The 15553-nt window shown below is 68.5% G+C and carries 10 protein-coding genes and 1 tRNA gene; all 11 read left to right on the top strand.

The window, feature by feature from the left end:
• Positions 1 to 53: 53 nt before the first annotated feature.
• The 11 genes from CES90_RS45220 (at position 54) to CES90_RS45170 (ending at position 15391) form a co-directional block, all read left to right on the top strand.
• Positions 54 to 938 (top strand): LysR family transcriptional regulator, encoded by an 885-nt coding sequence (locus tag CES90_RS45220; protein ID WP_189788635.1) that lies wholly within the window; start codon positions 54 to 56, stop codon positions 936 to 938.
• Between the two features lie 73 nt (positions 939 to 1011).
• The gene (locus tag CES90_RS45215; protein WP_189788636.1) at positions 1012 to 2070 is read left to right on the top strand and encodes a tartrate dehydrogenase; all 1059 of its coding nucleotides are present in this window, start codon (positions 1012 to 1014) and stop codon (positions 2068 to 2070) included.
• 109 nt (positions 2071 to 2179) lie between these two features.
• The gene (solA, locus tag CES90_RS45210; protein WP_189788637.1) at positions 2180 to 3316 is read left to right on the top strand and encodes an N-methyl-L-tryptophan oxidase; all 1137 of its coding nucleotides are present in this window, start codon (positions 2180 to 2182) and stop codon (positions 3314 to 3316) included.
• A 112-nt stretch (positions 3317 to 3428) separates the two neighbouring features.
• Entirely contained in the window at positions 3429 to 4109 is a 681-nt protein-coding gene (locus CES90_RS45205) for a haloacid dehalogenase type II (protein WP_189788638.1), read from the top strand.
• 380 nt (positions 4110 to 4489) lie between these two features.
• Positions 4490 to 5593 carry an ABC transporter substrate-binding protein gene (locus CES90_RS45200; RefSeq protein ID WP_189788639.1) on the top strand — a complete coding sequence of 368 codons (1104 nt, stop codon included), beginning with the start codon at positions 4490 to 4492 and terminating at the stop codon, positions 5591 to 5593.
• Entirely contained in the window at positions 5586 to 6725 is a 1140-nt protein-coding gene (locus CES90_RS45195; protein ID WP_189788640.1) for an ABC transporter ATP-binding protein, read from the top strand. The genes CES90_RS45200 and CES90_RS45195 overlap by 8 nt, the downstream gene beginning before the upstream one ends.
• 3 nt (positions 6726 to 6728) lie before the next feature.
• Positions 6729 to 7361, top strand: coding sequence for an ABC transporter permease (locus CES90_RS45190; RefSeq protein WP_232791381.1), 633 nt, complete (start codon positions 6729 to 6731; stop codon positions 7359 to 7361).
• Positions 7362 to 7609: 248 nt separating this feature from the next.
• Positions 7610 to 8815, top strand: coding sequence for a DNA polymerase III subunit delta' (locus tag CES90_RS45185; protein ID WP_189787043.1), 1206 nt, complete (start codon positions 7610 to 7612; stop codon positions 8813 to 8815).
• A gap of 133 nt (positions 8816 to 8948) precedes the next feature.
• A complete protein-coding gene (locus CES90_RS45180; RefSeq protein ID WP_189787042.1) occupies positions 8949 to 10544 on the top strand; it encodes an alpha/beta hydrolase in 1596 nt (531 codons plus the stop codon).
• 123 nt (positions 10545 to 10667) lie between these two features.
• Positions 10668 to 10741 (top strand) — tRNA-Thr (locus CES90_RS45175).
• A 1050-nt stretch (positions 10742 to 11791) separates the two neighbouring features.
• On the top strand, positions 11792 to 15391 hold the full coding sequence (locus CES90_RS45170) for a LamG-like jellyroll fold domain-containing protein (RefSeq protein ID WP_229914308.1): 3600 nt from the start codon (positions 11792 to 11794) through the stop codon (positions 15389 to 15391).
• Positions 15392 to 15553: the final 162 nt, after the last annotated feature.

The following is a 15553-nucleotide window of genomic DNA, read 5'->3' as shown; positions in this document are numbered from 1 at the left end:
GGTCGGGATCGATCGAGTCGTCGGTTGATTTCCTACCGGGGCAGAGGGCGCGTATGGACATTCGGCAGTTGGAGTACTTCCTTGCGATTGTTGATCGTGGGGGGTTCAACCGTGCGGCGTCGGCTCTGTACGTGTCGCAGCCGTCGCTGTCGCAGGCCGTGCGGGCGCTGGAGCGTGATCTGGGCTCGGAGCTGTTCCATCGCATCGGGCGCAGGGCCGTGCTGACGGAGGCGGGAAGGGCCCTGATCGAGCCCGCCCGGGAGGCCGTGCGGAGTCTGGAGACGGCGCGGGCGAGTGTGGCGGCGGTGCATGAGCTGCGTGAGGGGCGCCTGGATGTGGCGGCGATGCCGTCGCAGGCGGTGGAGCCGCTGACGAGCATGGTCAGTGCCTTCAGCCGCCGTTATCCCGGCGTTTCGGTGGCGATCAATGCCGCGTTCACGTCGCGTGATGTGATCGACATGGTGCGCACGGGTGCGGTGGAGCTGGGGCTCCTGGCGTCCGCCGGTCCTGTTTCTGACAAGGAGGTCGTCTCCCATGCGCTGGGGCGGCAGCGTTTTGTGCTGGTGGTGCCGGCCGACGGCCCGTTCGCCGGCCGGAGGGCGGTGCAGGCCCGGGAGCTTGCGGGACAGCGGCTGATCGTCGGGCAGTCGGGTACCGGGATGCGCGCCTACGTCGACGCGCTGCGGGAGCAGGGCATCGACTTCGCCGTCGCCGTCGAGACCGAGCACCGGGTCTCGCTCATGCCCCTGGTGCTGGCCGGGGTGGGGCTGGCGGTGGTCACGGATTCCTGGCGGGGCCTCGCCGGCCGGCTGGGCGCCCGTGTCCTGGACATCGAGCCGGAGAACACCTTGGACATCGCCCTCGTCGCCCGCCGCGGCATCCTGTCCCCGGCGGCCGCCGCGTTCGTCACGGCCGCGACCTCGGCCACCGACCGGTGATAGGCCCCGCTTATAAGGCAGATCCGCTTTGCGTCTTGGACGCCCCACCGACCGCCCTGCTGCAATCGACGCCATGACGACGAACCACCGGATCGCCCTGATCCCGGGCGACGGCATCGGCGCCGAGGTACTGCCCCCGGCACAGCAGGTGCTCGATGTGCTCGGCTGCCGCCACGGCTTCAGCCTGTCCTACACGTCGTACGACTGGGGTTGCGAGCGGTATCTGCGCCAGGGCGCCATGATGCCCGCCGACGGGATCGACCGGCTGCGCGAGGCGGACGCGATCCTGCTGGGCGCGGTGGGATACCCGGGGGTGCCCGATCATGTCTCGCTGTGGGGGCTGCTGATCCCGATCCGGCGCAGCTTCCGCCAGTACGTCAACCTCCGGCCCATCCGTGTCTTCGAAGGCATCGACAGTCCGGTGCGCGGCGCACGGCCGGGCGAGGTCGATGTCGTCGTCGTGCGCGAGAACATGGAAGGCGAGTACAGCGAGGTCGGCGGCCGGCTCAACAGCGGCTTCCCGGACGAGATCGCCGTGCAGGAGGCCGTGTTCACCCGGGCCGGCGTCACCCGCCTGCTGGACTACGCCTTCACGCTCGCCTCCCGGCGCGGCGGCCGCCTGACCTCCGCGACCAAGTCGAACGGCATCATCCACACCATGCCGTTCTGGGACCAGCTCGTCACCGAGCGGGCCGCCTCGTTCCCGCAGGTCGCCTGGGACCAGGAGCACATCGACGCGCTCGCGGCCAAGTTCGTCCTCGAGCCGGCCCGCTTCGACGTCGTCGTCGCCTCCAACCTCTTCGGCGACATCCTCAGCGACCTCGCGGCCGCCGTCGCCGGATCCATCGGTATCGCCCCGGCGGCCAACCTCAACCCCGAGCGGGACTTCCCCTCGATGTTCGAGCCGGTGCACGGCTCCGCGCCCGACATCGCGGGGAAGGGCATCGCCAACCCGCTGGGTGCGATCTGGTCCGCGGCCATGATGCTCGACCACCTCGGCCATCGAGCTGCGGCCAGGGACATTACGGACGCGATCGCCGCGGTCTTGGCCAAGACCGATGTCCGCACCCGTGACCTGGGCGGATGCGCGACCACCGCCGAGTTCACCGACAAGCTGATCGAGCTCCTCTGAGCCATCGCCCCCTTCCTCAAGGTGGCACAACAGCGTTGACCTGTAGGTTTCCCGGGCTGATAGTGAACGCCACTCTCACGGGACGAAATGGGAAGAAAGGAGCGACCTCATGAGCATCCCCAAGCGCGTCGCCGTGATCGGCGCCGGCAGCATGGGCAGCCAGGCCATGTGGCGACTGGCCGCCCGCGGAGCCGAGGTCATCGGCTACGACCGGTACGCACCGGGTCACGACCGCGGCGCGGCCGGGGGCGAGAGCCGCATCTACCGTGCCGCCCACCTCGGCGAGCCCGGGTACGTTCCGCTGCTGCGGCTCGCGGACCGGATGTGGGAGCAGCTCCAGGCGGAGACGGGCCGGTCGCTGCTGCGCCGCAGCGGCAGCCTCGTGATGGGGGAGACCGCCTCACCGTCCATGCGCCTTCTGCTGTCCACCAGCGCCGCCCAGGGGCTGGATCACGAGGTGCTGGACCGGGAGGAACTCGCCCGCCGCTACCCCCAGCACCGGCTCCCGGACGGACACACTGCCGTCCTCGACCGATTGGGCGCCGTCATCAGACCCGAGGCGTCCATCCAGGCCGCCGCCGCCCGCGCCGAACAGCTGGGAGCCCGGCTGCACCGCTACACCACGGTGCGCGAGGTCGTCCCCGCGGCGGGCGGCGGGGTGCGGGTCGTCACCGACCAGGGCACGGACCACGTGGACGCCGCCGTGGTGACCGTGGGCCCGTGGATCAACACCCTGCTCCCGGACCTTCCCCAGGCCATCGACATCCGCCGGGTGATCTGCTCCTGGCACCTGCCCACCCGGCACGACTGGTTCGCGGGCGGCGCCCCTTCCTTCGTGCGTGCCGCACCCCACGACTGCTTCGGGATCCCGTCGCCCGACGGCATCTCCGTCAAGCTCGGTCTCTCCTTCAAATACCATGCACCCGTGCCCGAGCCCGAACGGCTCGACCGCACGGTCCACCCCGAGGAACTCGGCATCTTCCGCGACCTCATCGGTGAACTCATGCCCGACCTGAACCCCGACCCCATCAGGATGTCGGCCTACATGGAGGGCTACACCACGTCCGGGAACCCGCTCGTCGGCCATCTCCCCGGCGAGGACGACATCATCGTCATGGCCGGCTTCTCCGGCAGCGGCTTCAAGTTCTCGCCCGCGATGGGCGAGATCGCCGCCGACCTGGCGCTCGACGGCGTCACGGAGCACCCCGTCGACTTCCTCGCTCCGGCAGGAGTCGGCGCCGTCTGACCCCCGGCGAACGTCGACGGCATCACCCCACCCTGCTACCTCGTCATGAGCATGCCCGAAAGCAGTTGTCGCCCGTCATCAGTTCCCCCAACCAAGAAAGTGGAGCACTTCCATGCCCATTCCCTCGTTCCAGTTCCGCCCGAAGTACGTCTCGTTCGACTGCTACGGCACGTTGATCGAGTGGCCGATGACCCCCATCACACGTGAACTCGTCGGCGACCAGATCCCGGCCGAGCACTGGCAGCAGTTCGTCAAGGAGTTCCGCGGCTACCGCTACGACCAGGTCCGCGGCGAGTACTACCCCTACGAGCAGGTGCTGCAGGACTCCTTCGAGCGGGTCTGCCGCAAGTGGGGCATCAAGGCGGCCCCGGACGCGGGCAAGCGGTTCGCCGACGGCGTGCGCAGCTGGGGCCCGCACGCGGATGTGCCGGAACCGCTCAAGAAGATGGGCGAGAACTACAAGCTGGTGATCCTCTCCAACGCCGGTGACGCCTTCCTCGCAGAGAGCGTGCCCCGGCTCGGGGCGGACTTCCACGCCGTCTTCACCGCGGAGCAGGCCGGCTACTACAAGCCCCGCTACGCCGCGTTCGAGTACATGCTCGACCAGCTCGACGCGTCCCCCGAGGACTTCGTGCACGTCTCCTCACACACCCGCTACGACCTGATGCCGATGCACGACATGGGCTTCCGCAACCTCGTCCTCCTGGACCGCGGCTGCGACCCGGTCACCCACGGATACGACTACGTGACGGTGAAGTCCCTGGACGAGCTCAACACCATGCTCGGCATCTGACCTGCGACACACCGTCCCGCACCGATACCTCGAAGGACCCGCAGTCCATGCCGGCGACGCCCGCGTAGAACCCGAAGCACCGGGTTGAGGGCGACATCCCGCACCGCATCATCCCCCCAGCCGGCAGCGGCGAACACACGGTCCCCGCCCTGGCCGGGGGCGGATCCCCCACGGCATGCACGGCCTCACCGCCCCCGACGCGGGACTGGCCGCCCTGGCCCTCCCCTGCGACCCCGCCACGGCCACGCGCCCAACCCTGCGGCCCACAGACCAGGGCGTCGATTCCGGCGAGGCGGATCCCCCAGACCCAGCTCCGGCTGCCGCTTTCCACGTCCCCAGCCGCTTCCCTTCTCGCGGCCGGCACCACCAGGAGGCACACGATGAAAGACACCCGAATAGACCGCAGACTGTTCCTGAGAGGAATAGGCGGGGTCACGGCGGGCGTCGCCGCCGCGACCGCCCTCAGCGCCTGCGGTACCGGCACCAGCCGGTCCGCCACGGGCGGCGGCAAGGGCGGCAAGACGGTGGTCGTCCGCGACAGCGGCGGTTCCTACGGCGCGGCGCTGCAGAAGGCGATCTACACGCCGTTCACGCAGGAGACCGGCATCAGCGTCAAGGTGCTCAACCTGGACAACGCCCCGCTGCTGGCCCAGATCAAGCAGGGCCGCCCGCAGTGCGACCTCATCAACGACGCGATGGTGTCGCACACCAAGTACGCCAAGCAGGACGCGCTGGAGGCGCTGGACCTCGACCGGCTGGGAAGCGTGAAGAGCGCGAAGATCCCCGAGAACCAGATCACCGACCATGCCATCGGCCACAGCTTCTACGGCCAGTGCATCGCCTACCGCACCGACGCCTTCGGCGGAAAGAAGCCCGAGTCGTGGGCGGACTTCTTCGACACCAAGGCGTTCCAGGGCGGCCGTGCGATGTGCAGCCCCGACGGCGACCTGCCCGAGCTGGAGTTCGCGCTGCTGGCCGACGGCGTCCCCGCGGACAAGCTGTACCCCCTGGACATCGACCGCGCCTTCAAGGTGCTGACCCGCCTGCGGGGCGACATCAAGAAGTTCTGGGACAGCGGCCCGCTCCCCGGCGTGCTGCTCAGCCGCCAGGAAGTGACGATGTCCACCGTCTGGGACGGCCGGATCGCCGATCTGCAGAAGCAGGGCGTCCCAGTGGAGCGGCAGCTGGGCGGCATGCGCCGCCAGTTCTCGGGCTACGCGATCGCCAAGGGCGCGGCCCACGTGGACAACGCCTACAAGCTGATGGACTTCGCTCTGCGTGCGGAGAGCCAGGCAGCGCTGGCCAAGGCCTTCCCCTCGAACCCGTCGTCCCCCGTGGCCTACGCCAAGCTCACCGAGGACGAGCGCAACGCACTCGCCGGTGCGCCGCAGTACTACGACAAGGGTTTCGACACGGACGTCGACTGGTGGCTGAAGAACGAAGCCGCCGTCACCAAGCGCTGGCTGGAGTGGGCTCGTGGCTGAATTCGGTGTCGCCACACCGTCCGTCAAGGTGGCCGGCAACAAGCCGGCCACCGCGACCGGCAAAGCGCTGTCGGTGGTGGCCCTGCGCAAGACCTACGGCGACGTCGTCGCCGTCGACGAGGCGTCCATGGAGATCGCCGCCGGGGAGTTCGTCACCTTCCTCGGCTCCTCCGGGTCGGGCAAGACCACGACGTTGATGATGATCGCCGGGTTCTGCGAACCCGACTCCGGGACCATCACCGTCGGCGGCCGTGACGTCACCCGCCTCGCCCCGCAGAAGCGTGGCCTGGGCTTCGTCTTCCAGCAGTACCTGCTCTTCCCGCACATGACGGTCGCCGAGAACGTCGCCTTCCCGCTCACCCTGCGCGGAGTGGGCAAGGACGAGATCCGCCGCCGGGTGGGGGAGACGCTGGAGATCGCGGGCCTGTCCGGGTTCGGCAACCGCAAGCCGCGTGAGCTGTCCGGTGGTCAGCAGCAGCGTGTCGCCCTGTGCCGGGCGCTGGTCTACCGCCCGCCGGTCATCCTCATGGACGAACCGCTCGGCGCGCTGGACAAGAAGCTCCGCGACCAGCTCCAGATCGAGATCAAGACCATCCAGCAGGAACTCGGCCTGACCGTCATCTACGTGACGCACGACCAGGAAGAGGCGCTGGTCATGTCGGACCGCATCGTGGTGATGCGCAACGGCCTGATCGAGCAGTTCGACACCCCCCGCGAGCTGTTCGAACGGCCCAGGACGCCGTTCGTGGCGGACTTCCTCGGCGCGGCGAACTTCCTGCCCGGCCGGGTGGACAAGCACGACGGCGAGCACACCCTGGTCCGCCTCGAAGCCAGCGGCGGCCTGCTCAAAGCCCGCCGCCACCAGCTGACCCCCGGCACTCAGGTCAAGGTCGCAGTGCAGCCGGGCCGGCTGCGGGCGTCCGCCGCCGATGACGGGTTCTGTACGGGCACGGTGGAAACCGCCACCTACGTCGGCACCCTCGTGCGCGCGGGTGTACGCATCGACGGCGGTGACGCACCGCTGCTGCGCCTGGAAGTCCCTGCCGGACGCGGCCCCGTGGCCGGTGAGCGGGTCGGGATCACCGCCGATGCCGAGGACGTCAACCTCTTCGCCGACGAAAAGACGGGGTGAGCCATGGCAGCCACCCTCACCGCAGGAGCCCCCGCCCGCCCCCGCAAGCTCCTCGCCTCACGCCGCACCCGGGTCGGGATCCTGTACGCCCTCCCGGTCGTCGTGTACCTGCTGGTGCTGTTCGTCTACCCGATCTTCAGCACCCTGCTGCTCAGCCTGAAGGACGCCGACGGCTCCTTCACCCTGCACTGGTACGCCGACGCCCTGACCGGCGTCAACCTCTCCGTCCTGATCACCACGCTGCGGATCTCCGCCGAAACAGCCGTCCTCAGTCTGGTCTTCGGGTTCATCCTGGCCCAGGCGATCACCCGGCTCAAGCCCATCCTGGCCGGCCTGGCCATGCTGATCGTCGTCGTCCCGCACTTCATCAGCGCCCTGGTACGCACCTACGGCTGGATCATCATGCTCGGCGACAAGGGCCTGGTGAACGAGACCCTCACCTGGGCACCGGGCGCCCCGTACCAGCTGCTCTACAACGAGCTCGGTGTGGTCATCGGTACCACGTCGATGATGCTCCCGTACACGGTGCTGCTGCTGTACGGGGTGATGCGCGGGGTGGACCGGCGGCTGCTGGCGGCCGCGTCCAGCATGGGCGCCGGCCGGGTGACACGGCCCCTTCCGCCGTCTCGCGGCTGACCCGCCCGTGGTGGTGGCTGTCCTACGCCGCTGCCCCCTCGCTGCGGACAGTCGTGCCGCTGGGGCGGTACGGCTGGGCGCGGCGGCACCCCGTACGCGCCCAGCCGTACCGCCCCAGCCCAGCCCCAGCCGCCAGGTGCCCAGCGGTTGTCGGGCCGGGTGGTGGGCCTCGTCGTAGTGAACGGTGTCAGTGGGGTCGCGCACAATGGGGCTCGGACTGGTGACGGTGGGACTGAGGGCGGTGGGGCATGGGCGTGTGGGACGACCTGGTGGGGCAGGAGCGGCTGAGTGCGCAGTTGGACGCGGCGGCTCGCGACGCGGATGCCATCGTTACCGCGGCCGAGAGCGGGGGGACGCCTCCCGAGGCGTCGAAGATGACGCATGCGTGGTTGTTCACGGGGCCGCCGGGGGCGGGGCGGACGACGGCGGCGCGGGCGTTCGCGGCGGCGTTGCAGTGTGTGAGTCCGGACCGGGCGCTCGGGGGGAGCCCGGGGTGCGGGTTCTGTGACGGGTGTCATACGGCGTTGGTGGGGACGCACGCCGATGTCACGACCGTGGCGGCCGTGGGTACGCAGATCCTCGCCGAGGACATGCGGGACACAGTGCGGAAGTCGTTCACGTCGCCGGCGAACGGGCGGTGGCAGGTGATCCTCGTCGAGGACGCCGAGCGGTTGAACGAGAAGTCGGCCAACGCGGTGCTGAAGGCGGTCGAGGAGCCTGCTCCGCGGACGGTGTGGTTGCTGTGCGCGCCTTCGTTGGAGGACGTGCTGCCCACGATTCGGTCGCGGTGCCGGCACGTCGGGCTGCTCACGCCTTCGGTGGACGCGGTGGCGGACATGCTCGTACGGCGGGAAGGGATCGAGCCGGAGGCCGCCGCCGTGGCGGCGCGGGCCACTCAGGGGCATATCGAGCGGGCTCGGCGGCTGGCCACCGATCCGCGGGCGCGGGAGCGGCGGGCCGCCGTACTGAAACTGCCGTTGCGGGTCGGGGAGGTCGGCGGGTGTCTGAAGGCCGCGCAGGAGCTGGTGGACGCGGCCTCCGAGGAGTCCAAGCAGCTGGCGGAAGAGGTCGACACCAAGGAGACCGAGGAGCTGAAGGCGGCGCTGGGCGCGGTGCAGGGCGGGCGTATGCCGCGCGGTACGGCGGGGGTGATGAAGGATCTGGAGGACAAGCAGAAGCGGCGGCGGACCAGGGCGCAGCGGGACAGTCTGGATCTGGCGCTCACCGAGCTCACCGGGTTCTACCGGGACGTACTCGCTCTGCAGCTGGGGTCGCGGGTCGCGCTCGCCAATGTCGAGGTTCAGGACACCCTGGAGCGGATGGCGCGGGGCGGGACGCCGGAGTCGACGCTGCGGCGCATTGACGCGATCGCGGCGTGCCGGGAGGCCTTGGACCGGAATGTGGCGCCGTTGTTGGCCGTGGAGGCGATGACGATGGCGTTGCGGTCCGGGTGACGTGAGGTGGTGTGGATGACAGTGGGTGGCGTTCGGCCGAGAGGGTCGGTGCGTTCGGTTGACCCTGTCACTCGTACGAGGAGCATTCGTCGCCGTTCGTGATCGTCGTGTCGCGTGTGGTTACGCTCGCGAGATGCACACCAGGCGTACTTCCCGGTCGAATCGGTCCCTGCGCACCGGCGGCGTGTTGCTCGCCGCCGCCGCACTGCTCGTCTCGGCCTGCTCCTCCGGCGGTTCGAGTACGGCGGCCACGGCGGCTACGGCGGCGGACGGGGCGCCCGCCCTCCACGCGCTCCCCCATGCGACCCCTGCGGCGCTGGCCCCGTACTACGAGCAGAAGCTGACCTGGCGCAGCTGCGACGTCCCAGGCTTCCAGTGCGCCACGATGAAGGCGCCCCTCGACTATGCGAAGCCGACCGGGGGTGACGTCAGACTGGCGGTCTCGCGCAAGAAGGCCACCGGGCCGGGGAAACGGCTCGGCTCGCTGCTGGTCAACCCGGGCGGCCCGGGTGGCTCGGCGGTCGGCTACGTCCAGGGGTACGCGGGAATCGAATACCCGGCCCAGGTGCGCGCCCGGTACGACATGGTCGCGGTCGACCCGCGCGGCGTGGCCGGCAGCGAGCCGATCCGATGTCTCACCGGGCGCCAGATGGACGCGTACACGCAGACGGACCTCACCCCGGACGACAAGGGGGAGGAGGCCAGGCTGGTCGCGGCGTACAAGCGGTTCGCGGAAGGGTGCGGGGCGCGGTCGCCGAAGCTGCTGCGGCATGTGTCCACGGTCGAGGCGGCCCGCGACATGGACATCCTGCGTGCGGTGCTGGGTGACGAGAAGCTGACGTACGTGGGTGCCTCGTACGGGACGTTCCTCGGCGCGACGTACGCGGGGCTGTTCCCGGAACGGGTCGGCCGACTGGTCCTGGACGGTGCGCTGGACCCGTCGCTGCCCGCCGACCGGCTCAACAAGGAACAGACGGCGGGCTTCGAGACGGCGTTCGAGGCCTTCGCGAAGGACTGCGCACGCCGGAAGGACTGTCCTCTGGGGCGCACGCCCGCGCAGGTGCGTGAGAATCTGCGCGCCCTGTTCGAGCGCCTCGACGCGAAGCCGATCCCGGCCGGTGACGCCGGTGGACGGAAGCTCGGCGAGTCCCTGGCCACGACGGGGGTGATCGCGGCGATGTACGACGAGGGGGCGTGGCCCCCACTGCGCCAGGCCCTCACCGAGGCCCTCCGGCGCAACGACGGCGCCGGCCTGCTCGCCCTCTCGGACAGCTACTACGAGCGCGACCCCGCCGGCGGCTACTCCAACCTGATGTACGCCAACGCGGCCGTGAACTGCCTCGACCTCCCGCCCGCCTACACCACCCCCGACCAGGTCGAACAAGCCCTCCCCGCCTTCGAGAAGGCCTCGCCCGTCTTCGGCCGGGCCCTCGCCTGGGCCTCCCTCAACTGCGCCTACTGGCCGGTCAGGCCGACGGGCGGCCCGCATCGCATCGAGGCGAAGGGCGCCGCCCCGATCATCGTCGTCGGCACCACCCGCGACCCCGCCACCCCTTACGGCTGGGCCCGCGGCCTCGCCTCCCAGCTCTCCTCCGCCCGCCTCCTCACCTACGACGGCGACGGCCACACCGCCTACGGCCGCGGCAGCGCCTGCATCGACTCCACGATCAACACCTACCTCCTCCACGGCACACCCCCCATCAACGGAAAGCGCTGCTCACAGCCCTGACCGCCACCCCCGCCGAGCACCGCTCCCGCAGGGCTCCGGGGTGCTCCGACCCTTGGTACGGAGCACCCCGGAAACTGTGTAGACTTACCGACGTTGCTGATCGCACCATGGTGCGGACAGCGCGCCGCCTTAGCTCAGATGGCCAGAGCAACGCACTCGTAATGCGTAGGTCTCGGGTTCGAATCCCGAAGGCGGCTCTGTGGTGAACCCCAGGTCATGCCTTTGACCTGGGGTTTTCTGTTTTCGTTGACCTTGGATATCCGGCGAATCGGGCACTGCTGGTCTGTGCATCGAAATGCGTAGGTCTCCGGTTCACAGCTTGTGTCCGGTTTTCGGTGCACCGCTGTGACCTGCGAGTTCATGGCCCTGAGGGCTTCTGCATCGAATTCGGAGTGATCGCCGGTGGCCATCCGGTGGCCATTTGTGCAGCGTGCGTGCAGGGGGGCATCCGATCTCGGCCCTGCAGGTGCTGTCCCAGGTGCCCCTTCTTTGTGCGGTCTGCATAGTGGAGAGACTTGCCTTGGAGTCCTCAGTCCGGTGTGAAGTGGCCCGGTCTCAGATCGCGTTACCTCTCGTGCGGCACGTTGTGGCCCTGTTCCACTTTGGCCCTGGATCTCACGATTGTGCAGACCACGCATGACCCTGCGATCAACGCGGAGAGCTTGCGGAACTGGAGCCGTGCCCCGGCGTGCGCGATCCCGATCTCCTGTAGGTCAAGAACGGCACCGGCACCGGTTCCGGCCCGCAGAACACTCAGGGGCGTGATGGCCAGGTCGGCGCATGACGGGCCGTCATCGCGTAGCCGAGCACGTGACGGGAGGAGGACAGGTCGATGACCGTCGCCAAGCTCAGCTTGCCCTCGCCGGCTCGGCCGCCGGCCAGTCCTACGACGCGACCCGTTGCGCGCGTCTGCGGCACCCAACTGCACAACGTCCTCGGGTGGATGCCCAGATCCTCAGCCACTTCCGGGTTCGGGTTACCGGTCTCCGCCGCGATTCCATACCGCGCCCTAGCAGAACTCGGCGTCGTAGATGCGCTTCCTGGATGCCATGCCCCCAACTATCCCGCCGGTCACGGTCTCCACGATAGGAGGGGTGCCCGGGGTGAGTGGTGGCTCGTTGCCAGGCGGCGCGCCGTAAGCGGAGTGTGAGATGACCGTCACTGAGCACTCTTGGTAAAGATCCCTCCACCAGTTACCCTCCCTTCGTTCAACAAATAATCAAAAAATAAAGAACGCAGGGGGGAAGGTGCGACCAACCAGTCGCAACAGAGCCGTGCGCGGGGCGATGACCGTCGCCTCGGCCGTGCTGGTACTAGCGGGCGGTATACAGGCCGTCCCGGTCCAAGCGGCGGACACGGACACGGGGGGTTCCAGTACTCCGGCTGACGAGGGGGCACGGGGCAAGGAGTTCTGGGAGGATGACGCGCTTCCGGCCGCCACGCCCGAGCAACGCGCTTCTGAGAAGGCGGTCGCCTCCGGCAAAAGCGTTGAGATCGGCGAGTTGACGTCGCCGACCAGCCGGGTGGTAGCCAATCCCGACGGGACATTCACCGCCGAAACGGCGGCTTCGCCCGAGCGGGTCCTGAAGGCCGGTAAGTGGACGGATGTCGACACCACGCTCGTCACACGGCCGGACGGCGGCCTCGCACCGCGTGCAGCCGAGGACATCCGTTTCTCCAGCGGCGGCACCGGCGAACCGCTGGCCCGGATGGTGACGGCCGACAAGGAGTACGCGGTGTCGTCGCCGTGGGCGCTCCCGAAACCGGAGGTCGACGGGTCGTCGGCCGTGTACCGGTCGGTGCTCCCCGACGTGGACCTCGCCGTGCAGGCCCACCCGGACGGATTTACATACCACTTGGTGGTCCACACCCGCGAGGCCGCAGCCAACTCTGCCTTGCAGAAGGTGAGTTTCCCGGTCGAGGCCAAGGGGCTGTCCGTGCGCACGGACGACTCCGGCGCGGCCACCTTTGTGGATGGCTCGGGACATGCCGTGATCTCCAGTGGGTCGGCTCTTATGTGGGACGCAGGCACGACCACTGCGAAGGCCGGCAGCGCGGCGAAGAGCACCTCCACGGGTTCCGCGTTCGCCGCGGAGACTGCAGCCGACACTCTCGGCACGAGTCCCCGGTCCCGTACGGCTGTCATGGAAACAGACGTCACCAACGACGCCCTCTCCATCGTTCCGGATCAGGACTTCCTTGCCAGCAGCGCGACTTCATACCCTGTCGTTCTCGATCCTCCGGCGGTCAAAGCGACCCTGACAGGGTGGACAGCGCTGTGGTCCAACTCGCCAGGCACCAGCCTCTGGAAGACCAAGCACGCGCTCGGCGTGGGCTATGACGCGTTCGTGGACAACAAGAAGTCGCGCTCACTCTTCCAGTTCGACACCCGCAGGGTGGCCGGCAAGAAGATCGTGAACGCGACCTTCACGCCGTACGCGATCTGGTCGGCGAACTGTGTGAAGCATGACGTCGACCTCTATCGCACGAGCCAGATCTTCTCCTCGACGACGTGGAACAAGCCGCCAAAATGGCTTGCGAAGGTCGACACGGTCTCCGCTGCCAAGGGCCACTCCTCCGACTGCCCGGACGGGGACATCGAGTTCGACGCCACGGCTGCCGTCGCGCACACCGCGAAGGCGAAGGACACTCTCACCACGCTTGGACTGCGGGCCGACGAGGGTGATCCGATCGCGTGGAAGCAGTTCCTGTCTCCGCTGGACCCTGACGCCACGTCCTCCCGCAAGCCCCGGCTGTCGATCACGTACGTGACTCCGCCGAGCAGCAAGCCCTCGTCGGTGAAGATGTCCGATCCCAAGGTCTCCTGTTCTGCTTCTTCCGCTCCGGCACAGATTCGGGATACCACTCCGCGACTGACCGCGACACCGACATCAAGCGACGCCTCCAACTCCTCACTTCGCCCCAACTTCGAGCTGTACAAGGGCAGCAGCACCACCGAGACCTCGCTCAAGCCGTCCACGTGGACGGACAGCGGCACGGCCGGAACCGTGGTTACGGCGGCCTTGGACCAGGCTGTCACCTACAAGTTCCGCGCCCGTACCGAGTACAGGTACACGTGGAAGGGCGACACCCACTCCCTGTTCGGGCCCTGGTCGAGCTACTGCTACTTCAAGGTGGACTCCAAGGGGCCGCCGGTACCGAAGGTGTCCTCGACCGTGTACAAGGAATGCGGTGGCACGGTCTGTGAGGCCGCCGACCCGGAGTTGGGCAGCGTCGGCATGACCGCCGGCTTCAAGATCGACGCGGGTGCCAGCGACGTGCGCCGTTACGACTGGTGGCTCAACGGGGCGAAGCTCGGCAGTAAGACGTTCACGGCCAACACCTCGACGTACGAGATCGAGGCAGCGCCCGACAAGCGGCTGACCAACACCTTGCGGGTGCAGACCTACGACGGGGCGGGGAACCCGAGCGCCCACTATGACTACCTGTTCAAGGTGGCAAAGGGCTCTGATCCCGTGGCGAGCTGGAAGCTGGACGACGGCAGCGGGGCCACTGCTGCGGACAGTTCGGGCAAGAACCGGCCGCTGGCGCTGACCTCGGCGTCCTGGACGGACAAGGCCCGGCTCGGTGGCGGGCTGCGAGCCAACGGCACGAACACTGCGGGCTCCACCACCGCATCGGTTCTGGACACCACCAACAGCTTCACCGTGTCCGCCTGGGCTCGGCTGACCGCGAAGGATCACATCTCCACCGTGGCAGCACAGAGTGGGACCCGGGTGGGAACCTTCCAGATCTACTACTCGCAGTCATACGACCGCTGGATCTTCAACCGGTACTCGGCCGACACCGACAATCCTACGATCGTCCGCGCGGTGGCCAAGAAGCCGCCGGTCGTGGGCGCGTGGACCCATCTGATGGGTGTGTACGACCACAACAAGAAGCAGATCCGCTTCTACGTCAACGGACAGCTCCAGGCGACCACCGAGTTCACCACACCGTGGGCGGCGAAGGGCTCCTTCGAAGTTGGCCGCATGAAGGGATCGGGTACGTACTCGTCCTGGTTCGAGGGCGACCTCGACCATGTCCAGGTCTGGAACCGTGTGGTCTTCGAGAACGAGATGTGGTCGATCGCCAACACCGTGAACCCGGCGACCGGCCGGACCGAGCCTGCGCTTCTCGCCAACTGGGGCCTCGACGAGGCATCCGGCACCACGGCGGCGGACGCCACCGGCCGCAGCAACCCGCTCCAACTCCAGACGGGTGCGGCCTTCGCCGCGACCGAGGATCCGGCCCACGGCAACGTCCTGGAACTGGACGCCGAGAAACTGGGCAGGGCCACCTCCACCGTCGCACTGGACGAGTCCGGCAGCTTCAGTCTGGCCGGCTGGGTCAACCTGGCCACCCAGTCGAAGCTCGACGACACCACCGTCGCGCATTCCCCGAGCGTCTTCTCGCACCCGGGCGCCGAGCGGAACTCGTTCCGCCTCTGGTACCGCCAGGAGGCGGGCCAGTCCATCGGTGACTGGAACTTCGGCCGGTACGAGACGGACGTCCTGGGCGGCCCCGCCGTCGCGGCTGTCTCGGACGAGGTCAACTCGCCCGGTGGCTGGGTGCACGTCGCCGCCGTCTTCGACGCGGTGAACAAGTCCATCCATCTCTATGTGTCCGGACAACGACAGGGCGACGAAGACGGCGTCCTGAGCGAGGAAGCCTTCCAGCCCACAGGCCCTCTGATGGTCGGCGGCGCACGTCGTCACGACAACGGAGAGTGGGGCAACGCCCTGCCCGGCCAGCTCGACGACCTACGCGTGTACGCCGGTGTCCTGTCCGACGACGAGATCACGCAGCTCGCGACGGTTGACGAGCCGCCTGTGCCCGTCGAATAACCCCTCCCTTCTTCTCCGGTGGCGTACCGGGCCACGGGCCCGGTACGCCCTCACAACTCAGAATCCAGGAGCACCCCCCAAGTGTTGTCCAGGAACAGCTCACTGCTGCCCAAAAGATGGGCATGGAGCAGAGCGGGCCGACGTCGTCTGGCCGCTGTTGTC

This window comes from Streptomyces capitiformicae (genome assembly GCF_002214185.1).
In the GTDB taxonomy this organism is placed as follows: Bacteria; Actinomycetota; Actinomycetes; order Streptomycetales; family Streptomycetaceae; genus Streptomyces; species Streptomyces capitiformicae.
The sequence above is the reverse complement of the archived record's forward strand: the minus strand, read 5'-3'. Positions and strand labels throughout refer to the sequence as shown.

Excerpts from the sequence above, each read along its gene's own strand:
- CES90_RS45220 (WP_189788635.1), top strand. The coding sequence starts at position 54 with ATGGACATTCGGCAGTTGGAGTACTTCCTTGCGATTGTTGATCGTGGG.
- CES90_RS45215 (WP_189788636.1), top strand. The coding sequence starts at position 1,012 with ATGACGACGAACCACCGGATCGCCCTGATCCCGGGCGACGGCATCGGC.
- solA (WP_189788637.1), top strand. The coding sequence starts at position 2,180 with ATGAGCATCCCCAAGCGCGTCGCCGTGATCGGCGCCGGCAGCATGGGC.
- CES90_RS45205 (WP_189788638.1), top strand. The coding sequence starts at position 3,429 with ATGCCCATTCCCTCGTTCCAGTTCCGCCCGAAGTACGTCTCGTTCGAC.
- CES90_RS45200 (WP_189788639.1), top strand. The coding sequence starts at position 4,490 with ATGAAAGACACCCGAATAGACCGCAGACTGTTCCTGAGAGGAATAGGC.
- CES90_RS45190 (WP_232791381.1), top strand. The coding sequence starts at position 6,729 with ATGGCAGCCACCCTCACCGCAGGAGCCCCCGCCCGCCCCCGCAAGCTC.
- CES90_RS45185 (WP_189787043.1), top strand. The coding sequence starts at position 7,610 with ATGGGCGTGTGGGACGACCTGGTGGGGCAGGAGCGGCTGAGTGCGCAG.
- CES90_RS45180 (WP_189787042.1), top strand. The coding sequence starts at position 8,949 with ATGCACACCAGGCGTACTTCCCGGTCGAATCGGTCCCTGCGCACCGGC.